The sequence below is a fragment of the Halorubrum salipaludis genome, from assembly GCF_002286985.1.
GTDB lineage: Archaea > Halobacteriota > Halobacteria > Halobacteriales > Haloferacaceae > Halorubrum > Halorubrum salipaludis.
In genome coordinates this window covers 578,996-598,689 of record NZ_NSKC01000001.1, presented here as the reverse complement: position 1 = coordinate 598,689, position 19,694 = coordinate 578,996, and the positions used below count along the sequence as shown (strand labels likewise).

Genomic DNA, 19,694 nt, shown 5'->3' with positions numbered 1-19,694 from the left:
CACGCATACACGGTCGGCCGATCGAGAGGTCGGAACCACCGACACAGGCGTCTCTTCCACAGATTGTGGAGAGAGTCTCGGTTCGAGTCCGAGAGTCGGCGTAAAGGCGGCCAGAGCGGTGGGGGAACACCCGTACCCATTCCGAACACGGAAGTTAAGCCCACCAGCGTACCGGGAAGTACTGGAGTGAGCGATCCTCTGGGAACCGCGGTTCGCCGCCTGCCCATTCATACGGGAGAATACTCCCACACACAGCCCACGGACACCGTGTCCGTGGGCTAATTTGCTGTACGGCGAGCGGCAGTGCTGTCTACCGCACGCGACCGCTAGGCTTAAACGCTCGACTGCGGTACCTTCGATAGCGCCAAGGTGGCAGAGTCTGGTCAGACGCAGCGGCCTGCAGAGCCGCCCAACGCCGGTTCAAATCCGGCCCTTGGCTTTCTTCGAACGTCGTTCCGACAGCGGTTCGCTCGCCGAATCGGGTGATCGCTGTCCCCTCTCTCAGAAGTCGTTCCCGTCGAACACTTCGCGGGAGCTGACCTCGTCGCGGAAGCGCGCGGTGTGGTGCGGCAGTTGGTCGGCCGTGACCACGACGGCACGTCCGGTCTCGAACCGCGGCCTCGGCGACGGCGTCGGCCGTTCCGAGCCGGATGCCCGGGCGTGTCTTCCTTCGCGTCGTGAGCGCGTGGGCTTCCGAACCGCCTCACTTGCTCTCTCTCCCGAGTTCGTCGCCTGGCATCGAGAGGAATTCATCGAGGCCTACGGATCGGCGTGCCGTGGCGATCCGCGCTCCGCGTCGCTCCGTTTCGCGTTTCGAGAGCACGGCTTAGTAACCGTTATACACCGGGTGACCCATGCTGGAACTATGCAACGACGCGCTGTGGCCGTGTACGCCGCGCTCTTCCTTCTCGTCGCGGGCGTGGCCGGTGTGCTCACCGTAACGGCCGAGAGTCCGGAGGTCGCGTTCGAGAATCCCGACTACGAACTGTCCGCCGGTGACTCGTTCGAAGTGGACGGCGCGGAGTACGTCGTGGCCGACATCTCCGAGGTGGAAGAAGGCGGTGGCGGCCACGGCGGGAGCGCCGAGACCTCGATCGTGGCGACGATCGAACAAGAGGGGTCGGAGGGCGGCGAGATAGAGGTCGAAGACGAGTCCATGGTGACGCTCGGTGAGACGGACTTCGTCGCGAACTTCCCCGACGGCACCGCGACGCTGACGCTGTCGTCGGACATCGACGGGTACGAGGCGCAAGTCGCGGAGATCGACCAGTTCGAACAGTACAACTCCGGGCTGACCCGCGTGCTGATCCTCGGGCTGTTCTCGGTCGTACTGCTGCTCTCGGCGGCGTTCATCCCCTCGCGGTACTGATCTCCTCTGCGGGCGGGCCCTCCGCGGGTGCCGTTCGCTTTCTGTTTCCGTTTTCGACTCCGTCCGCGCGACCGACAACCTATATCCGTCCGTCCCGTTCCGAGGCGTATGACCGATACCGCGGAGAAAGTCCGTCAGCTCGCCCCGCACTGGGGCGTGATGTTCGTCGTGATGTTCGTCGTGTTGGCGGCGGTCGAGCGTCTCGTCGGCTCGCTCTCGTTTCTCCCGTCGATGCTTCTCGTGTTCGTCGTCGCGTTCGGCTACCCGCCCGTCGTTCGGGCGCTCGGCGTTGCCCCGCCGGTCTGGCAGGGCTCGTAGTCGGCCGGTTCGACGGTCGGAGTCCCGGCTCGACCGCTCTCGGTCACTCCTCCGCGGACTCTCGGAAGGGGGCCGTGAGCCGCCGGCCGTACGTGGCCGAGACGACGCCGAGAACGAACGAGACGACCGCGGCGATCGCGATCCACAGGGTGTTCGGGTGTTCGAGTCCGGAGTGTAGCAGTATCTCCATGCCTCTCGGTTCGCCCTGTTCGGATTAAGCGGTTCGCTTCGGCGTCGCCGCCGCCCCGGGCGAGCCGTCTGCACCGCTTTCCGAGCCGGGTCCGCGCCCGGATAACACCGGTGTCAGCGGGTGGCGCGGCGGTCCCTCTCGCTTTTATCCGTGTCGACCTCCTATCGGTGGTATGAGCGACGACAGCCCGGCTCCGGTCACGACGGAGCTTCCGGACGCACCGTTCCACACCACCGGAACCGACCACATCACCGTCTGGGGGAGCAACGAGGCCGACACGATCGCCTTCTACCGCGACCTGCTCGGCATGCCGCTCGTCCTCCGCCAGCCGAACCTCGATGACCCCTCGCAGACCCACCTGTTCTTCGACACCGGCGACGGACGAATCTTGACGTTCTTCGTGAGCGACGACCGCCCCTCCGCGCGCGGTCAGCGCGCCGGCACCGGCGCTGTCCATCACCTCTGTTTCAGCGTCGAGCCCGACGAGTACGAGGAGATCATGGCGGCGTTAGAGGAGGCCGGCAAGGGGTACAACGTGTTCGACCGCGGGATCTTCCACTCGATCTACACGCAGGACAACAACGGCCTCGTCATCGAGCTCTCCGCCGACAAGTACGAGATTCCGGACGACCGCAAGGGCGAGGTGCTTGCGACCGCCCAGCGGCTCCGCGAGGAGGACGGCGCGGACTTCGCGCAGGACCGGCACATGAAGGGGGCCCTAGAGGAGCTCGGCCTCCCGGTGATAAAACACGACCTCCCCGACGCAGACGCGGGCGTCGGCGTATGAGCGGGCGTACTCCACACGCGGGCGACGACCCGCACGCCGACGAACCGCTGGTGACGGCCGGCGCCGCGGTCGAGGCGGCGGACGCCGCCGTCGTCCTCGTCCACGGGCGCGGCGCGACGGCGCGCAGCATCGTCGAGTTCGGAGAGCAGATCGCGGGCGACGGCGACGTCGCGATCTTCGCGCCGCAGGCGGCGGCGAACACCTGGTACCCGAACTCTTTCCTCGCCCCAGTCGCGGACAACGAGCCCGGTCGGAGCTCCGGGCTGCGGGCGGTCGGGCGAGCGGTCGAGGCCGCGACGGACGCTGGGATCCCGACCGAGCGGGTCCTCGTCGGCGGGTTCTCGCAGGGCGCCTGCCTGGCGAGCGAGTTCGTCGCGCGGAACCCGACCCGGTACGGCGGGCTCGCGGTCCTCAGCGGGGGGCTCATCGGCGAGTCGATCGACCGCGACGACTACGTCTCTCACGCGGCGGCCGCAGTCGACGGGGAGGCGGCCGACGCGCTCGCGGGGACGCCGGCGTTCCTCGGCTGCAGCGACGTGGATCCGCACATTCCCGAGGAGCGGGTCCACGAGACGACCGAGGTCTTGGAGGCGCTCGGCGGCGATGTCGACGAACGGATCTACGAGGGGATGGGTCACGGGATCAACGAGGAGGAGACGGACGCCGTCTCCGCGATGGTCGCCGACCTGGTGTAAGGCGGCGGTCGTTCGCGGCCGGTTGCGCTCGGTCGCGGCCGGTTGCGCTCGGTCGCGGCCGGTTGCGATCGAACGTCCGTGTCTCGGCGGTCGCGGCCGGTTACGACCGATCGTCCGTGTCCCTGCGCTCCCGCTTTTTTCCCGCGCTCGTCACGCTAGCCAGTCGTCCGGCTTCGTGTCGTAGTCGACCTCGTCGGCTTCGATCCGCTCTCTGATCGCCGGGTCGAGGTCGTGTTCGGTCACCTCGCCGCCGTCGTACTGGAGGCGTACGCCGACCTCCTCGCCCTCCGGCTCGGTGCCCCGTCGCTTGGCGCGCCGGATCGCCTCGTCGGAGTACTCGACCCGGATCGTCGCGAGGTTCACCGGCCGACCCCACAGCTCGAAGACGCGCTCTAAGGTCGCCTTCGCCGACTCCTCGTCGAGGGAGATGCCGTTGTACCGGTGGCCCAAGAGGAGCTCTCCCCGGTTCCGGAAGTTCCCGTCCAAGACGACGATCGTCGGCTTCCCGAAGTTCGTGAACCGGAGCAGGAGCTTCTTCCGCACGTCGTCGGCGTCGACGCTGGCGACGCGGTGCCGTTCGGTCGCCCGGCTGTACTCGTAGGTGAAGTAGTTCCGCTCGCGCACGAACTCGTCGGTGAGGAACGCGTCGATGAACGTCACGTCGTTGTGGCTCTCACGGATCTCCAGCATGCGGTCCCAGCCGGCCGCGCGGTCCGCGTCGGCGAGCGCCTCGTCGACGGTCGCGTACCGGTCGACGTCGAACATGTACCGGGCCCGCTCGGCGAGCGTCTCCCGCGAGACGTTCCGGAGGGCGCCACGGTGTTCGGGCCGCGACAGGACGTAGTGGCGCTCCGCGAGCCCCTCGCGCGTGAGCAGCTTCCAGGGGTAGCGCTCGACGTCCGGCCCGGCGTCGGGAGCGGTCTCGCCGTCGTCGCCCGCCGACTCCTCCTCGCTCCGGGCCGACAGCGCTCGGTCGACCGCCTCGCCGTCGACGCGCGGGTCGCCCTCGGCGGCGAGGTCGGCGAGTTCGTCGAGCGTCGCCGGTCCCGCCCCGGCGATCGCGGGGTGGGGTTCGAGCGCGTCGGCGACCCGATCGAGGTCGATCCGCGAGTGGAAGTTCTCGGGCGTCACCCCCTCGACGCGGAGCAGCTTGTCGATCACGTCGCGGCGGGCGGCCCGCAGCTCCACGTGCGTCCACAGCTCGAACCCGAGCTTGTACGGGTTGAGCCCCGGCGAGCCGAGCACCCGCGACATGTGGTCGGCGTACGTGAGGAACTCGTCGGGGCCGGCGAATCCCTCGCCGCCCATCATGACGGATTCCCAATATGTTGCCCACCCCTCGTTCATCACCTTCGTCTGCTTCTGACCTGCGAAGTAGTACGCCTCCTCGCGGAGCGCGTCGATGATGGTCGTCTCCCACGGCTCGCGATCGACCGCCTTCCCGCTGTCGGGGTCGTACCGCTTCCCGTAGTCGCGCAGGAACGCGAGCACGTCCGGGCGCGGCTCCTCCGGCTCGATCCCCTCGCCTCTGGCTTCCAGCCACTCGTCGTCGAACACGTCGCGGCGCACCTCCTCGGAGAGGTCGAGCTCGTCGATCCGGTCTTGGATCGCCGCGAGCGCGTCGCCGTCGGGGTCGCTCACGTCGTCGGCGACGCCCGGCTTCTCGACCGAGCGCGCGGCGTCGACGGGGCTGTGCTGGTCGATCGTGTCCTCCAGCGCCGAGACGGCGTCGATCAGGCGCTCGACCTCGTCGCGGTCGACGTCGGGGCGGTCAGCGATCGCCGCGATCCGGTCGGCGTTGCGCTCCAGCCGCGCCGCGGCGTTCGGCCCGTCCTCGCCGCGGTCGGCGTACAGCCCGAACCACCGGTTGTTCGCGAAGAAGTCGGCGTGCGCCTCGACGTGGGTGATCACGGCCTTCTGGTCGGCGGGCGAGTTCGACTCCTGGAGGAACGCGTGGCTCGGGTCGTCGTTGTTGACGATCTCGAACGCCTTTCCGAGCCCGTGACGGTCCTTCTTCCGCTGTTGCTCGTAGTTCATCCCCCACCGCCAGTGGGGGTAGCGCCGCTGGAAGCCGCCGTACGCGATCAGCTCGTTCATCTCGTCGTGGTCGACGACCCAGTACCGCACCGGGTACGGCTCCAGTCCGAGCCGCTCGGCCAGCTCGCGGGCCTCCGCGGCGGGCTCGTCGAGCGCGTCGGCCTCGCGTTTCGCCTCCACGCGCTCGTCCCTCATCGGCCCCCACCCCCGTCGGTCCGCCCCCTCGCCGCCTCACCGGCGGTCGAATCACCGCTGCCCTCTCCTTCCGTGCTGAGGATCTCGTAGATGGCGTCGGTCACGTCGTCGGGCTCCGACACGCGCGCGACGGCGACGTCGTCGGCGTCGCCCAGCGCGTCCTCGACCTCGTCGGCGTGGCGCGCGTTCGGCGCGGCGCCGCCCGGCTGCGTCTCCACGTACGCGTGGAGGTTGGCGTCGATCGACTCCATCAGCGGGATCACGGAGTCGGTCGTGTCGCTGCCGGCGTTCTCGGAGTCGCCGGCCGCGAACACGTAGCGGTTCCACTCGCTGTAGGGGTACTCCTCGAGGAGTTCTTCGACCAGCTCGTAGGCGCTCGAGATCTTCGTCCCGCCGCCCGACTGGATCCCGAAGAACTCCTCGCGGTCGACCTCCCACGCCTCCGCGTCGTGGACGACGTACCGGAACTCCGCGGCGTCGTACTTCCCGGTCAGGTACCAGTCCATCGGGGTGAACACCCGCTCGACGAGCTCGCGTTTCGTCTCCCGCATCGACCCGGAGGCGTCCCGGACGTTCACCACGACCACGTTGCGCTCGCGCTTCTCGATCACCTCCGGGTGGCGGAAGCGCTCGTCCTCCCGGCGGAAGGGGACGCTGTCGAGCCCCTCCCGCCGGATCCGGTGCGTGGCGGGTTCGCGGTCGACCTCGTCGTCGAGCGCGTCGAAGCTCTCCCACCGGTCGAGCGCTTCGACCGGCTCTCCGTGCGCTTCGGCCGCGGTCGCCGCGGCGTCGGCGATCCACGCCCGCGAGACGGGCACGCCCTCTCCCCGTGCCCACGCGAAGACGTCGTCCACGTCGGCGCCGGCGACGAACAGCCCCTCCCGGACGTACTCCTCGTCGAAGTCGGTCGCGAGGTGGCGCTTCAGCCCGCGCTTGAAGAACTCGTCGACGTCGAGGGTCCCGCGCGGGCCGGCGCGGGCGGTGTCGGTGAAGTCGCCCTCAACCTCCTCGACCACCCGCTTCCCCTTCGGTTCGAGGTCGAGCCCGAGCGCCTCGTCGAGCTCGCGCGCGAACTCCTCGGGGTCCATCTCGTAATACTCGTGTTCGCCGCCCTCCTCGCCGGGGTCGCCCTCCTCGTCGCCGCCGGGCTCGGGCTCGACCGGCTGGCCGGGCTGCGGCTGGCCGTCCCCGCCCTGCCCGACGCCACCGGCCTCTCGCCGATCGTACTCGAACTCCGGGAGGTCGACGATCTTGACGGGGATCCTCACTCGATCGGGACCGGAGCCGCCGAGGTCGCCGTGGCTGATGAACTCCGCGAGGTCCTCGCGGCGCTCCTCGCCGACCTCGCGGAAGCGCTCGCGGTCCTCGGTCAGTCCCACGACCGACCACCCCCGTTCCGGCCGGCGCGGTCGTCCTCCCGCCCGTCCGGGGGAGTCCCGCCGCCGGCGCCGCCGTCGGCGGTCAGCTCCGCCCACTCGTCGCGGACGCTTCGCATCACGGCGCGGCTCGTCAGCTCGGCCGACGCGGGGCTGTACCCCCGGTCCACGAGCCGGTCTATCGTCGCCGCCTTCGCCCGCTCCGTCTCGGTGTCGGCCGGCGGGTCGGCCCACTCGGCGGGGTCGAGGTCCGGGAACCGCCGCTTCACGTCAGCGAGGTCGTTCGACTCCAGCACCGCCTTCAGCTCCGGGATCTCGCCGAGCGCCACGTCGTCGACGCTGAACGCGTCGCCGCGGTTCCGCCACGCGTACCGGGTCAGCGCGCGGATCACCCGCTCGCGCCGGAACGTCGCGACCGGCTCCGTGGGGTCGGTCCCGCGGTAGTCGCCCTCGTCGAACCGGCCGAGCGTCTCCGTCTCGAACACCTTCATCGCGAGCGCGTCCGGCTCCTCCGGGCCGCGCTCGGTCTCGACCGGCTCGTCGGCGTCCCACGCGTACACGTGTTCGACGTACTCCGCCACGGTCGCCTCCGGAACGGTCTCCGCCGCGAGCACCGCGTCGACCACGTCCGCCCGCTGGCGCTCGCGCACGCGCTCGGCGACGGGCGCCCGCCGGCTCTCGAACTCCGCGACCTCCGACCGCGAGAACACCGGCGCGTCGGCGAGCCCCTCGGCCATCGCGTCGAGCACGTCCGTCGGCGTGACCACCCGCTCGACCGGCAGCTCCGGGTGGCTCCGGTCGGCGTCGGACCCGAGCAGCTCCGCGATGGCGTCCCGGACGTAGGTGACCGGGACCCCGTTCCGACCGTCGCCGTCGCCGAACTCGACGTCGTCGACGGCGATCCGCTCCTCCTCGCCGTCCCGCTCGCGCCGGATCTCGCCGGCCTCGTACAGCTCCGCCTTCTCGACGAGGTCGATCTCCGCGGGGAGGTCGTCGGTGTCGAGCCGCGTGACGACCGCGTACAGCGCGGCGGCCCCGACCGCGTGGGGCGCGAGCTCGCGTTCCGTCACGCCGCCGTCGCCGTCGCGGACGCCGACCGTGAGCGCCGCCGCGCCGGGTTCGTTCGCGGGGTCGCGCTCCGTCTCGCGCCCGTCCCCCCCGGCCTCGTCCTCCTCGACCCCGTCGACGGTCGGCACGCCGCGCGGCCCGCCGACCTCGCGGCGCAGCAGCTCCGCCTCCAGCCGCCTGTTCGTGAGGTAGCGGAACTCGTGGCGGGTGAGCCGGCGCTTCAGCGCCTTCAGCGGGTCCGCGCCCTCGCGCTCCGCGTGGCGGTCGAGCTCGGCGTCGAGGTCGGGGTTCGAGATAACGATGAGCTGGGTGTCCAGATCCATCCCGATCCCCTTGTCGAGCTTCACGCGCCGCTCGTCGGGGACGTTGAGGAGCCGGCGGAGGAGGTCGGCGTGCTGGCTGGCGTCCTCGACGACGGTCGCGACCCCGTTGCCCTGCGAGAGCACGCCGTCGTAGCTGAACGCCTGCGGGTTCTTCCGGCCCCGCGAGTCGAGCTCGCGGAGCATCCCGCCCATCCACGAGCCGACGAGCCGCTCCTTCGGGCTCCCGTCGTCCTCGGCGTGGAGCACGCCGATCCCCTCGCCCACGTCGACGACGTAGCTCGTCACGCGGAGGTGGTCGCGGTCGGTGATCGCCGAGAACAGGTCCCGGCGCCCCTCGTCGCGGTAGGCCGACTCGAGGTGGTCGTACGCCTCGCGGCTGAACGGGTCGAGATCCACGTCGGCCGCGATCGGGTAGGCGTCGTCGTCGACGGCGTCGGCGATCGACTCCCGGACCGCCTCCGGGAACACCGAGAGGGGGTGCGTCTGGACGGGGCTCCGGTACCACGCCCCGGCGTCGCCGCCGTCGCCGTACGAGAGCGAGGCGGCGCCCGTCCCGCTCCCGCCGCCCCCGGCCCCGGTGACGTTCCACTCGACGGTGTAGCGCCGCCCGGCCTCGGTCTTCGAGAACTCCCGGAGCCCGTTCACCAGACACCGCTTGAACTCCGACTTCCCGGTGGCCGTGGGGCCGTCGATCCAGACGATCGTCTCGTCGTTGCCGCGCCCCGCGGCGGCGGCTCTGAGGTCGTCGACGAACGCGTTGAGCGCGGCGGTGTTGCCCAACACGGCGTGTTCGCCGTCGTTGAACGGATCGTCGAAGAACCGGTACCGCTCCAGCCGCTCGCCGCGCTCGCGGACCTCGCGGGTCCCCTGCGACTCGACGGCGGCGAGGAGGTACCGCGCGCCGGAGGCGGCCGCGGTCGGATTTTCCAACACCCGGTCGACGTACTCCTCGAGGCTCATCGGCGGGTCGTACGCCCCCCGGAGTGCCTCGTCGGCGTCGCGGACGAACGCGTCGCCGTCCGGCGGATCGCGTCCGGTCATCTCAGTCCCCGCCGTCCTCGATCTCGGAGCGGGCGACGGCCGCGCCCGCGTACTCCAGCACCTCGGCGGCGCCGTCCTCGGAGTAGCCGCGGTCGACTAAGGCGTCGACCCACGCGCTCCGCTCCTCGTCGTCGAGGTCGGTCGCGGAGACCAGCGCCGAGAAGTTGATGTTGTGCTTCTTGTCCTCCCAGAGCTTGCGCTCTAAGGCGCGCCGGAGCCGGTCGTTCTCCCGCGGGTCGAAGCCGCGCCCCTCGCGGGCACGCCGGGAGACCCAGTTCGACACCTCCTGCCGGAAGTCGTCCTTCCGGTCCGAGGGCACGTCGAGCTGCTCCTCGACCGCGCGCAGGAACGTCTCGTCCGGCTCGGTCTCCCTCCCCGTCAGCTCGTCGTCGACGGTGGCGTCGTCGATGTACGCCATCACGTGGTCCATGTACTTCTCGCCCTGCCGGCGGAGCTCGTCCACGTCGTACGCCAACGCGTGGCGCACGTCCTCGATGGCGCGCTCGCGGTACTCCTCGCGGACGGTCTCTAAGAGGCGCTCGTACCGGTCGAGGTCGGACTCCGCGATCGAGCCGTGGCCGCCGAGGTTCGCCTCGAAGTGGTCGAAGACGGACAGCGGCGAGAGATAGGTGCGGTCGCGGTGGGTGGCATCCATGATCGCCTCGGCGATCTCGTCGCCGACGAACCGCGCGGAGATGCCGTCCATCCCCTCGCCCACGTCCGCGGACTCGGCGGCGTCTTCGCGGAGCTTCCGGCGGTCGATCTCCTCGTCTTCGAGCTCGCCGTTGTACGCCTTCGCCTTGTCGAGGAGGCTCACCGTCTCGTCGGTCGGCTCCTCCAGGCGGGTGAGCACGCCGAAGAGCCCGGCCATCTCCAGGGCGTGCGGCTCGACGTGGACATTGGGCACGTCGGCGTTGTCGAGCATCTTGCGGTAGATCTCCGCCTCGCTGTCGTACTCCAGCACGTAGGGGTAGTCGATCCGCTTGGTCCGGTCGTTGAACGCCTCCATCTTCTCGTCGCCGGTCTTCTCGCGGTACTCCGGCATGTTCGTCCGGCCGACGATCACCTGATCGATGTCGATCCGGGGGTTGTTCTTCGGCTTGATCGTCGACTCCTGGGAGGCGTGCAGGAAGTCGTAGAGGAACTCCCGCTGGAGTTTGAGCAGCTCCTCGCCGGAGAACAGCCCGCGGTTGGCGTTACAGAACGCGCCGGCGTAGTCGAACGCGCGCGGGTCGGACTCGCCGTACACCGCGAGCTTCGCGTAGTTGACGTCGCCGGTGAGCTCCGTCTCGTCCTGGTTCTTCTTGTCCTTCGGCTCGAACGTCTCGATGCACTCCCGGCGGTTCTCGTCGGCGACGAGCCGGACGACCTCGACGTGCTCGTCGAGGACGCGCTCCAGGTCGTCGTCGTAGTGGGCGAGCAGCTCGTTCAGGTAGAACTCCGAGGCCGGGTCCGGGTGCTGGTCGTTCCGGAGGGTGTAGGGGGCGTCGAGCCGCTCGTTGATCTCCGCTATCACGCGCTCGCGCTGCTCGCGCGGGATGAGCACGAGCGGGTCTTGGTTCATCGGCGACCGGACCACGTCGTCGCCGGGGTCCTGGTCGTCGATCACGGAACAGAGGTCGACCCACCGGAAGGTGTACATCCGGCCGGCCTCCTCGCGGGTGTACGCCTCGAAGTAGCGGCGGACCAGCCAGTCGAAGTGCGACTTCCCGGAGCCGACGGGGCCCAGGAGGAGCTTGATCCGCTTTTCCGGCCCGAGGCCGCGGGCACCGGACTTCACCTTGTTGACGAACTCGTGGATCGCCTCGTGGACCTCGCGGCCGTAGAAGACGTTCTCGCCGTCGTGGAGCGGGTCGTCCGCGGCGAGCCCGTACTCGACGACGCCGCGCTCCTCGTCGTAGCGGGTGCCGTAGTGGTCGAACATGTCCGCGACGCGCTGGTGAGCGTTCCGCGCGATCCGCGGCTCCTCGTACAGCGCGTCGAGGTACCAGTCGAACGAGCGGGGTTCCCGGAGGTCGTCCGGGACGTTCGTCCGGTACTCCTCGCTGAGCCGTTCGAGCGTGTGTCGGTCTGGCATTGTATCACGTCGCTCGGACGGGCGGGGACTCGACGACCGGGACGCGGTCGATCGCGGTCCGGCCGTCGCCGGACTCGCCCTGGACCCGTGTGGGGCCCGCGCCGGGGAGCAGCGCGGCTCTCCGTGCCGGAACGACGGCTCATGAAGCCGCGAACGCCGCTGTCGTCGAGGGGACCCGCCGCGGGTCGCCGGTTCGCCCGTAACCGAGGCTATATGTATGGGAGGGATTCTCACTCATAAGTGTGTCGGCAGTTACCGTGGCACGTACTCACTCGATCGTCCTCGCGGCGGGCGGTTTCCCGTCTCGACGGTTCATCGGCTATCGGCCGTCTCACGCCCCGTGATTGCGCTTTCCGACCGGCGAGGCGCGCCGAAAGCGGTAACGCCGCCCCCGGAGCGCAGCCTTTTGCCGGTCGCCGCCCCACGACGGGTGTGACGTTCAGCATCTGCGTTCGCGAGCGGTACACGGACGACGACGGCGGCGACCAGGTCCGGTACGGCGTGGCGGTGACCACGCGCCTGCCGGGCGTCGGGACGCTGTGTCCGTTCGCGTCGCCGGACGGCGCGGTGGCGACACAGTCGCTCGTCAACGTCGAGCTCGGGCGGAAGGGGATCGAGTACCTCGGGGACGGGCTCGCGGTCGACGACGCCCTGGAGGCCCTCTTAAACGCCGACGAGGGGAAGCCCCAGCGCCAGCTCCACGGCGTCGACGCCGACGGGACGTTCGCGTTCTCCGGCGAGGAGTGCAACGACTGGTACGGCCACGTCGTCGGCGAGAACTACACGGTCGCGGGCAACCTGCTGACGGGCGAAGACGTGATCGACGACACCGCGGCCGCCTACGAGTCGGACGCCCACGGCGACGCCCCGCTGGCCGAGCGGCTGATCGACGCGCTCGCGGCCGGCCACGAGGCCGGCGGCGACAAGCGGGAAGACCTCGAGGTCCAGTCCGCGGCGCTGCAGGTGACGAACACGGAAGCGGAGGCCGACGACCCCTACTACAACGACCTCCGCGTCGACGCGAGCGAGACGCCGGTCGCCGACCTCCGAGAGACGTACGAGACGGCGAAGCGCGGCTACGAGGCGGTGTTGGCAAAGTACGCGGACGAAGAGTAGGAGGAGCCGGTCCGCGCGGGGTCCGGCCTCCGGGAGCGTCTCACAGCTCCAACCGCGCGAGGATCGGCAGGTGATCGGAGGGGTACCGCCCCCGGTCGTCGCGGTCCGCGAGGGTCGCGAACGCCTCGACGCCCACCTCGGGCGAGACGAGCGCGTGGTCGATCCGGCGCCCGTCGATCAGCCGCGCGAAGTCGGTCAGGCTCGTCTCCGGGCCGTGCCGGAGGTCGGCGGCCGCGGCCGCGTCGCGGAGCGCGAGTCGGTCGCCGTCGGCCGGCTCTGCGGCCGGTTCCGTCCCCGCCTCCGGCTCGTCGCCGACGAGGATCCGGTGCGGATCCGATCCCGCCGTGCAGTTGAGGTCGCCGACGAGGACGACGGGAGACTGCACGTTAGCCCCGTCTCCGGTGTTGCCGCCGGCGTCTCCTCCCGCTAGCCCGGGGAGCCGCTCGCGGAGCAGCCGGGCGGACTCGCGGCGCGCCCGCGCGCTGACGTGGTCGAAGTGCGTGTTGACGAGGAAGAGCGCGGCGTCGCCGTCGGTCGCGCGGACCCGCGCCCACGTCGCGATCCGCGGGTAGTCCGCGTCCCAGCCGGTCGACGGCTCGCTCGGCGTCTCGGAGAGCCAGAACGTGCCGCCGTCGAGGACCTCGAAGCGGTCGGCCCGCACCGCGATGGGACACCCCTCGCCCTCGCCGTCGGCCTTGCGCCCCCGGCCGACGAACTCGTAGTCCGGCAGCCGTTCGCGCAGGTCCTCGCGCTGCTCGGGCAGCGGCTCCTGAAAGGCGGCGACGTCCGGGCGGTGGAAGCGGACGAGCCGCCCGACGGCGTCCCGCCGGTCGTGCCACGCGTCGTGGTGGTCGCCGCGGTTGGCGTAGCGGACGTTGTAGCTCAGCACCCGAATCGCGGTCATTACCGTGGGGGTCGGTGGGGAGGCGATTAAAAGGCGCGGAGCGATCGCCCGGTCCCGATGCCGCGGGGCCGGTCGCTCAGTCATCTCCGTCCCACCGTACCTGGTATCCAGCGCGTTTTTATGCTCTCTCGGATATCGGGTGTTATGTCGAACGTCGGGGGGAACAGTCGACCGCGTACGGCGGATCTCTTCGCCGTCGTCGCGAGCGTTCTGCTCGCGATCGGCGTCGCGTTCACGCCACTCGGGGAGTGGCGCCCGATTGCAGTGGCGTTCGGCCTCCCTTTCGTGTTGCTCGTACCGGGCTACGCCCTCGTGTCTGCGGTCTTCCCGCGAGCCGGAGAGACCGCGCCGCGCTCCGAGGGACAGACGTCGTGGACGGCCCGGCTCGGCCTGAGCGTCGCCGCGAGCACCGTCACCGTTGCCCTCGTCGGCGTGGCGCTCGATTTCACCGTCTGGGGGTTCGGACGAACGGCCGTCGTCGTCGGGCTGTCGGTCGTCACGCTCGGGGCCACGTCCCTCGCGTGGTACCGACGGCGCCGTCTCCCGGTGACCGCTCAGGCCGGTGCGAGCGTCGACGCGGTTCGGGCCCGCGTCCGCTCCGTCGCGCTCGGCGACGGGCTCGCCGGCGTCGCGCTGACGCTCGTCGTCCTCGTCGCCGCGGTCGGGGCGGTCGGCGTCGTCGCCGACGAGTCGACAGGTACCGCCTCAGTCACCGAGTTCTACGTGCTCGGAGAGGACGGTTCCGGGGACCTCGTCGCCGGGAGCTACCCCTCGAACGCGACCGCGGGCGAACCGACGACGCTCGGTGTCGGCGTCGGAACGCTTCGGTCAGACTTCGACGGTCGCGTCGTCGTCAGCCTCGAACGCGTCACCGTCGAGGGGGACGCGGTCAGCGTCGACGAGTCGCGGGAGCTCGACCGGTTCGACGTCCGCGTCTCGGCGGGCGAAACGAACGTGACCCGGCGGACGGTCCGACCGCGGACGGTCGGCGAACGGCTGCGACTGACCGCGCGCCTCTATCGGGACGGATCCGACTCGCCGGTCCGACAGGTCCACGTCTGGCTCACCGTCCGGCCGGCGTGAGACGGAACGCCCGCTCGGACGGGCCGGAGGGGTGTGCTTATTTAACCTTGCCCGCGCCGTATGGGAGTAACGAGCACGCGAGTCGTGGGCGCGGAGAGAGACGAGATGGGAGACACTGATGCAAGACAGGGGGACGAGGACGTCGCGGTGACGAAATCGACCCACAGGATCGGGGCGGACAGCCAGCTGGTGACGGTCTCGGTACGGGCGGACGGGGCCGAGCCGACCGACGTGACGATCGCCGACGCCGTTCCGGAGACGCACGCGCTGCGCGTCGCGGGCGCCGCAGTCGGGACTGGAGGATCCGACGGACCGGAGGCGACTTACTCCGACGGGGAAGTCGTCGTCGATCAGCTGATCGACTCGGACGGCGTCCGAGAGCTGGTTTATCAGCTCGACGGCCCGGCGGATCGGTCGCTGCCGCGCCCGACCGTCGAACGCGTCTCGTCGGGCCCCGCCGACCGCGACGCTTCGACGCGCGTCACGTGGGAGGACGCCGACGGGGAGGCGCGGCGGTTGACCGCGCGGACCGACGGTGGGTCGGAGTCCGTGATCGCCGCGTCCGAGGTCTCGGACCCCCACCCGATGCTCCGAGACGTGGCGATCGGCGTCGTGCTCACGGCGGGGAACGAGGACGCCGCGATCGGGACGGTCCTGCGTGCGCGGCGACGCGGCCACGCGGTGCTCGTGACCGCCTCCGGGAGCGGTCCGGACGCGGAGACGGTCGAACTGCTCGAGGGGATCGGCGCGGTGGTGATCGACCCTCCCTCGAAGCGGGCCGCCCAGGGAGACCTCCATCGGGCGCTCTCGACGGCCGCGCGGGAGCGGGGCCTCGCCGGCATCGTCTTCCAGACGCGCGACTGTCCCCCCATCGACTACGAGCGGACGGCGGCGGCGTTCGAGCGCGCGGACTACGAGGTCGTCGCGATCCCCCAAAGCTGGACGGAGTCGGCGTCGGCGCCCTCCGTCGTCGTCGGCGTCCCGGCGTACAACGCCGCCGCGAGCATCGCCGAGGTGGTCAGGCGGACCGCCGCCTACGCCGACGAGGTCGTCGTCGTCGACGACGGCAGCGCCGACGAGACGGCGGAACGCGCCCGGGAGGCCGGCGCGACGGTCGTGGTTCACGAGCGGAACCGCGGGTACGGCGGGGCGCTCAAGACGCTCTTCCGCGAGGCCGCGAAGCGGGGGGCGGCCCACCTCGTCGTCATTGACGCCGACGGGCAACACGACCCGGCGGAGATCCCGAGGCTCGTCGAAACGCAGCGGCGAGAGGGCACCGACATCGTCATCGGGAGCCGCTACGTCGGCGAGCGGACGACGAGGATCCCGCTCGTCCGGTCGGTCGGGCTGGCGGTGATAAATCACCTCACGAACGCCAGCCTCGGAAACCTCCGCCCCAGCGGGTTCATCCGCGACACCCAGAGCGGGTACCGGGCGTACAGCGGGTACGCGATCAAGTCGCTCGCGAACGACCGGTCGATAGGAGACAACATGGGGGCGAGCACTGACATCCTCTATCACGCGCACCGGAAGCGCCTCAGCGTCTCGGAAGTGGAGACGACCATCTCCTACGACGTCGAGAACGCCAGCTCGCAGGGATCGGTCTCTCACGGCCTCGACCTGGTTCGAAACATCCTCTGGACGGTGGAGTACGGTCGGCCGCTCCTCGTCCTCGGGCTCCCCGGTGCGATCGTCACGCTGTTCGGAACGGTCGCTGCGGTGCTGCTGTTCGCTCAGTTCTCGCAGACGGGAGTGTTGATTCCCGCTCGGATGATCGTCTCGATCCTGTACGTGATCGGGGGGCTGCTGCTGTGTATCACCGCGGTGATGATGCACGTGCTGAACAGGCACCCGACGATGAAGCGACTGAGGGACGACGAGGACGGAAACGGATAAGCCGTCGGCTCGACTGTCTCGCGGTATGACGACGCTCTGCTCGGCGGTGACCGATCGTGGCGACTGACATCGCGGCGGGCGGACGCCTTCGGGACCGCGTCGGCGCCCGCGCTCCGGCCTCGGTGTTCGCCGCGCTCGGCGTCGCGCTCGTCGCCGGCGGGGCGGTCGCGCCCGCGTTCGAGACGCTGCTTTTCGTCTGGGGCGGGACCGCGCTGTTCGTCGCCCTGTTGCTCCGGTTCGTCGCGACCGGCGACACGGTGTCGGCGGCCGTCGCGACGGACATCTACACCGCGGCGGCCGGCAACGCTCGCCGGGGGTCCCCGGCGGGTGACCATCGGTACGTCTCGGGCGCCGACGGCGTCGAGCTCGTCGTCGGGGACAGCGCGTTCGACGCCGTCGGCGAGCGGCTGCTGGCGACGAGCGGCGTCCTCGAAGCGGACGCGGCGGTCGTCGACGGGGGGACGGCCGACGGCGAAGCGGCGATCGACGAGCGGCTCGCGGTCCTCGCCGACGTGCTCGTCAACGACCTCGAACTGGCGAGGCGAGCGCGCGCGTCGACCGACGGTGGGGTCGCGACGGTGACCGTCACCGGGAGCCGCGTCGGAACGACCGAACTGTTCGATCACCCCGTCGCCTCGGTCGTCGGGGTCGGGCTCGCTCGGGGGCGCGACGCGCCGGTCGCCGTCGAGGCGACCGTCGAAGACGGGGAGCTGGTGGTCACCGCGACGCCTACAGCGTCCCGATGAACTTCTCGACCGTCCGCAGTCCGACGAGGGCGACGAACACGACCGCGCCGGCGAGCAGCGGCCACCGGAGCCGGCGCCGCCAGGCGACGGTGGCGTGAACCGGCGAGGTCAGCGCGGTCGTCACCACGAGCCCGACGAAGGAGACGACGAACGCGTGTTCGAGCGTGAGCGCCCCGACGCTCGCCAGGAGGGCGGTCCCGCCGAGCATCCACGCGGTCTGGGCGAACAGGAACTGCCGCTGACGTGGGGTCGTCACGGCGGGCGCTACGCGACCGCGGGTCATAATGTCACTGTCGGCCGGTCAGCGCGGCGCGGTCGCCCGCGGGACGGCTCCGGGAGTCGGCGTCGCAGGCGCCCGCGGCTCCCCGGCGTAATTCCCAGAGAGCGCCGCGCTCGGTCGGTCACCGGATTCAAGGCCACGCTCCGCGTCCGGTAGCGTGGATGTTACCGTGGACCCACGCGGCGTTCGGCTACCTGTTGCTGCTCCTCGCAGCCGTGGCCTTCAGGCGACGGCTCTCGCGGGCCGAGCTGGCCGCCGTGATCGTCGGGACGCAGCTCCCGGACCTCGTCGACAAACCCCTCGCGTGGTGGTTCGGCGTGCTCCCCTCGGGCCGGTCGCTCGCCCACTCGCTGCTCGTGGCCGTGCCCCTCTCGGCGGTCGTCCTCGCGTACGCCTGGCACCGCGCCCACCCCGAGGTGGGGCTCGCCTTCGCCCTCGGCTACGCCAGCCACCTGGTCGGCGACGTGTACGTCGCCGTCTTCTACTGGCGGCCCGAGGAGTTCACCTTCCTCCTGTGGCCGATCCTCCCCCCGTACCCGTACGACGACCTCGTCGGATTCACCGACTTCCTGCTCCGACAGACGGTCACGCGAGAGCTCCTCGTCTTCTTCTTTGCCGCCGCCGCGGTCGGGGTCGCGTTCCTCGTCCACTTCGCTCGCGCCCCGTGGTTCGCTCCCCGGCCGGAGTGACCGCCGCCGACCAGCGACTATTTACCGCCGTCCCGCGAGGGTGTTCACCATGTCACCGCCTCCCGCCGACGACGCGGCTTCGCCTTCGGTCGACAGCGCGACCCGGCCCCTCGTCGACAGCACGGTCCTCGTGACTGGTGGCGCGGGGTTCATCGGGAGCCACATCGCCGAGGCGCTGTGCCCGGACAACGAGGTCCGGATCCTCGACAGCTTCGCCGGCGGCGACCGGGCGAACTGCCCCGCGGGGGCGACGGTCGTCGAGGGCGACATCCGCGACGAGCGGACGCTGGCGACAGCCATGAACGGCGTCGACGTCGTCTTCCACGAGGGCGCCGTCGTCAGCGTCGCCAAGTCGGTCGACGACCCCGTGGCGAGCCACGCGGTCAACGTCGACGGGACGCTCGCCGTGCTCGAGGCCGCCCGCCGGGAGGACGCCCGGGTGGTGTTCGCGTCGAGCGCGGCCATCTACGGGGTCCCCGAGTCTCTCCCGGTGAGCGAGTCGGCGCCGAAACAGCCCACCTCCCCGTACGGCTTAGAGAAGCTCTCCGGCGACCACTACTGTCGGCTCTACGCCGACCTCTACGGCCTCGAAACGGTCGCGCTGCGGTACTTCAACGTTTACGGCCCCCGCCAGTCCGGCGGCGACTACGCCGGCGCGATCACCGCGTTCGCCGAGCAGGCCCGCGCGGGCGGCCCGCTTCGCGTACAGGGCGACGGGGCGCAGACCCGCGACTTCGTCAACGTCGCCGACGTGGTCCGGGCGAACCTGCTCGCGGCCACGACCGAGGCGACCGGCGAGGCGTTCAACGTCGGCACGGGGTCGGGAACGACCATCATCGAGGTCGCGGAGACCGTTCGAGACGCGCTCGCCCCGTCGGCGGAGATCCGTCACGTGGAGCCGCGGGCCGGCGACATCCGAGACAGCGTCGCGGACGTCTCGAAGGCCCGCGAGCGGCTGGGATACGAACCGACCGTCCCGCTGTCGGAGGGGCTGGACCGCTACCTGCGTTAGTCCTCGACGACGACGGTGCCCCGCATCCCGGACTCGTGGGGGATACAGAAGTAGGGGTACTCCCCCGCCGTCTCGAACGTGTGGCTGTAGGTCTCATCCGTTCCGACGCTCCCCTCCTCGGGATACCCCTCCCGCGCGGCGGTCTCGGTGTCGAACCCCCCTGAGGCGAAGTACCCCGCCCCGTCGGGCAGGTCCGCCTCATAGGCGGTCGCGCTGTGGGCGACCGCGCCGGTCGTCTCCCAGACGACGGTGTCGCCGACGGCGACGGTCACCTCCCGCGGATCGAACACGAGGTCGTCCGTCATCTCGACGAGGACCTCCTCGGGGTCGTCGCCTCCGTCGTCTCCGCCGTCTCCGCCCTCCCCGCCGTCTCCGTCGTCTCCGTCCCCTCCGTCGTCCCCGTCGCCCGTCGAGCCGCCACAGCCGGCGATACTGCCGGCCAACACGACGCCGCCTCCCCGGAGTACCGCCCGTCGATCGTACATACATCTC

General features: G+C 70.7%; 18 protein-coding genes, 1 tRNA gene and 1 rRNA gene. 12 read left to right on the top strand and 8 right to left on the bottom strand.

From position 1 onward, the window contains the following. Positions 1–102: 102 nt before the first annotated feature. The 4 genes from rrf (at position 103) to CK500_RS02710 (ending at position 1,687) form a co-directional block, all read left to right on the top strand. Positions 103–224, top strand: a 5S ribosomal RNA gene (rrf, locus tag CK500_RS02725). Positions 225–363: 139 nt separating this feature from the next. Next, positions 364–439, top strand: a tRNA-Cys gene (locus tag CK500_RS02720). A gap of 441 nt (positions 440–880) precedes the next feature. Beyond that, a complete protein-coding gene (locus CK500_RS02715; protein ID WP_095635731.1) occupies positions 881–1,369 on the top strand; it encodes a hypothetical protein in 489 nt (162 codons plus the stop codon). A 108-nt stretch (positions 1,370–1,477) separates the two neighbouring features. Then, positions 1,478–1,687 carry a hypothetical protein gene (locus tag CK500_RS02710; RefSeq protein WP_095635704.1) on the top strand — a complete coding sequence of 70 codons (210 nt, stop codon included), beginning with the start codon at positions 1,478–1,480 and terminating at the stop codon, positions 1,685–1,687. Positions 1,688–1,730: 43 nt separating this feature from the next. Here CK500_RS02710 and CK500_RS17305 read toward each other — a convergent pair whose 3' ends face one another. Next, the gene (locus CK500_RS17305) at positions 1,731–1,877 is read right to left on the bottom strand and encodes a hypothetical protein (protein ID WP_198951484.1); all 147 of its coding nucleotides are present in this window, start codon (positions 1,875–1,877) and stop codon (positions 1,731–1,733) included. 172 nt (positions 1,878–2,049) lie between these two features. Here CK500_RS17305 and CK500_RS02705 point away from each other — a divergent pair, with 172 nt between their 5' ends. Both CK500_RS02705 and CK500_RS02700 read left to right on the top strand, forming a co-directional pair. After that, positions 2,050–2,664, top strand: a complete 615-nt coding sequence (locus CK500_RS02705; RefSeq protein WP_095635703.1) for a VOC family protein — start codon at positions 2,050–2,052, stop codon at positions 2,662–2,664. Next, positions 2,661–3,359, top strand: coding sequence for an alpha/beta hydrolase (locus CK500_RS02700; RefSeq protein ID WP_095635702.1), 699 nt, complete (start codon positions 2,661–2,663; stop codon positions 3,357–3,359). The genes CK500_RS02705 and CK500_RS02700 overlap by 4 nt, the downstream gene beginning before the upstream one ends. 150 nt (positions 3,360–3,509) lie before the next feature. On the opposite strand, the gene CK500_RS02695 is transcribed toward CK500_RS02700, so the two are convergent. From CK500_RS02695 to CK500_RS02680, 4 genes are read right to left on the bottom strand one after another with little or no spacing between them, the layout of a single operon-like run. Continuing rightward, positions 3,510–5,591, bottom strand: coding sequence for a SpoVR family protein (locus CK500_RS02695; protein WP_095635701.1), 2,082 nt, complete (start codon positions 5,589–5,591; stop codon positions 3,510–3,512). Next, positions 5,588–6,970, bottom strand: coding sequence for a DUF444 family protein (locus CK500_RS02690; RefSeq protein WP_095635700.1), 1,383 nt, complete (start codon positions 6,968–6,970; stop codon positions 5,588–5,590). Before CK500_RS02690 ends, CK500_RS02695 begins: the two co-directional genes overlap by 4 nt. Next, positions 6,961–9,399, bottom strand: a complete 2,439-nt coding sequence (locus CK500_RS02685; protein ID WP_095635699.1) for a PrkA family serine protein kinase — start codon at positions 9,397–9,399, stop codon at positions 6,961–6,963. Before CK500_RS02685 ends, CK500_RS02690 begins: the two co-directional genes overlap by 10 nt. Position 9,400: 1 nt before the next feature. After that, entirely contained in the window at positions 9,401–11,476 is a 2,076-nt protein-coding gene (locus tag CK500_RS02680; RefSeq protein ID WP_095635698.1) for a PrkA family serine protein kinase, read from the bottom strand. A gap of 432 nt (positions 11,477–11,908) precedes the next feature. On the opposite strand from CK500_RS02680, the gene CK500_RS02675 reads away from it, so the two are divergent. Beyond that, on the top strand, positions 11,909–12,592 hold the full coding sequence (locus CK500_RS02675; protein WP_095635697.1) for a DUF1028 domain-containing protein: 684 nt from the start codon (positions 11,909–11,911) through the stop codon (positions 12,590–12,592). Between the two features lie 40 nt (positions 12,593–12,632). Here CK500_RS02675 and CK500_RS02670 read toward each other — a convergent pair whose 3' ends face one another. Next, entirely contained in the window at positions 12,633–13,496 is an 864-nt protein-coding gene (locus tag CK500_RS02670; RefSeq protein WP_095635696.1) for an endonuclease/exonuclease/phosphatase family protein, read from the bottom strand. Between the two features lie 144 nt (positions 13,497–13,640). Between CK500_RS02670 and CK500_RS02665 the strand changes: the two genes are divergently transcribed. The 3 genes from CK500_RS02665 to CK500_RS02655 all read left to right on the top strand — a co-directional run bounded on the left by CK500_RS02665 (position 13,641) and on the right by CK500_RS02655 (position 17,221). Then, complete coding sequence (locus tag CK500_RS02665; protein ID WP_095635695.1) at positions 13,641–14,579, top strand: DUF1616 domain-containing protein; 939 nt, start codon at positions 13,641–13,643, stop codon at positions 14,577–14,579. Positions 14,580–14,684: 105 nt separating this feature from the next. Next, entirely contained in the window at positions 14,685–16,475 is a 1,791-nt protein-coding gene (locus CK500_RS02660) for a glycosyltransferase family 2 protein (protein WP_144049512.1), read from the top strand. A 56-nt stretch (positions 16,476–16,531) separates the two neighbouring features. Beyond that, positions 16,532–17,221: a hypothetical protein gene (locus tag CK500_RS02655; protein ID WP_233138661.1), complete on the top strand. Its 690-nt coding sequence runs from the start codon at positions 16,532–16,534 to the stop codon at positions 17,219–17,221. On the opposite strand, the gene CK500_RS02650 is transcribed toward CK500_RS02655, so the two are convergent. After that, a complete protein-coding gene (locus tag CK500_RS02650) occupies positions 17,205–17,477 on the bottom strand; it encodes a hypothetical protein (protein WP_095635693.1) in 273 nt (90 codons plus the stop codon). The two genes, CK500_RS02655 and CK500_RS02650, sit on opposite strands and share 17 nt — an antisense overlap. 185 nt (positions 17,478–17,662) lie before the next feature. Here CK500_RS02650 and CK500_RS02645 point away from each other — a divergent pair, with 185 nt between their 5' ends. Both CK500_RS02645 and CK500_RS02640 read left to right on the top strand, forming a co-directional pair. Then, positions 17,663–18,190: a metal-dependent hydrolase gene (locus tag CK500_RS02645; RefSeq protein WP_095635692.1), complete on the top strand. Its 528-nt coding sequence runs from the start codon at positions 17,663–17,665 to the stop codon at positions 18,188–18,190. A 49-nt stretch (positions 18,191–18,239) separates the two neighbouring features. Beyond that, complete coding sequence (locus CK500_RS02640; RefSeq protein WP_095635691.1) at positions 18,240–19,202, top strand: NAD-dependent epimerase/dehydratase family protein; 963 nt, start codon at positions 18,240–18,242, stop codon at positions 19,200–19,202. Here the strand turns inward: CK500_RS02640 and CK500_RS02635 are convergent. Next, complete coding sequence (locus tag CK500_RS02635) at positions 19,199–19,687, bottom strand: plastocyanin/azurin family copper-binding protein (RefSeq protein WP_095635690.1); 489 nt, start codon at positions 19,685–19,687, stop codon at positions 19,199–19,201. The genes CK500_RS02640 and CK500_RS02635 overlap by 4 nt on opposite strands. Between the last annotated feature and the right edge of the window lie 7 nt (positions 19,688–19,694).

What these genes read in the sequence shown, in the direction of transcription:
- CK500_RS02710 (WP_095635704.1), top strand. Translation starts at nt 1,478, where the DNA reads ATGACCGATACCGCGGAGAAAGTCCGTCAGCTCGCCCCGCACTGGGGC.
- CK500_RS17305 (WP_198951484.1), bottom strand. Translation starts at nt 1,877, where the DNA reads ATGGAGATACTGCTACACTCCGGACTCGAACACCCGAACACCCTGTGG.
- CK500_RS02705 (WP_095635703.1), top strand. Translation starts at nt 2,050, where the DNA reads ATGAGCGACGACAGCCCGGCTCCGGTCACGACGGAGCTTCCGGACGCA.
- CK500_RS02700 (WP_095635702.1), top strand. Translation starts at nt 2,661, where the DNA reads ATGAGCGGGCGTACTCCACACGCGGGCGACGACCCGCACGCCGACGAA.
- CK500_RS02695 (WP_095635701.1), bottom strand. Translation starts at nt 5,591, where the DNA reads ATGAGGGACGAGCGCGTGGAGGCGAAACGCGAGGCCGACGCGCTCGAC.
- CK500_RS02685 (WP_095635699.1), bottom strand. Translation starts at nt 9,399, where the DNA reads ATGACCGGACGCGATCCGCCGGACGGCGACGCGTTCGTCCGCGACGCC.
- CK500_RS02680 (WP_095635698.1), bottom strand. Translation starts at nt 11,476, where the DNA reads ATGCCAGACCGACACACGCTCGAACGGCTCAGCGAGGAGTACCGGACG.
- CK500_RS02670 (WP_095635696.1), bottom strand. Translation starts at nt 13,496, where the DNA reads ATGACCGCGATTCGGGTGCTGAGCTACAACGTCCGCTACGCCAACCGC.
- CK500_RS02665 (WP_095635695.1), top strand. Translation starts at nt 13,641, where the DNA reads ATGTCGAACGTCGGGGGGAACAGTCGACCGCGTACGGCGGATCTCTTC.
- CK500_RS02660 (WP_144049512.1), top strand. Translation starts at nt 14,685, where the DNA reads ATGGGAGACACTGATGCAAGACAGGGGGACGAGGACGTCGCGGTGACG.
- CK500_RS02645 (WP_095635692.1), top strand. Translation starts at nt 17,663, where the DNA reads ATGTTACCGTGGACCCACGCGGCGTTCGGCTACCTGTTGCTGCTCCTC.
- CK500_RS02640 (WP_095635691.1), top strand. Translation starts at nt 18,240, where the DNA reads ATGTCACCGCCTCCCGCCGACGACGCGGCTTCGCCTTCGGTCGACAGC.
- CK500_RS02635 (WP_095635690.1), bottom strand. Translation starts at nt 19,687, where the DNA reads ATGTACGATCGACGGGCGGTACTCCGGGGAGGCGGCGTCGTGTTGGCC.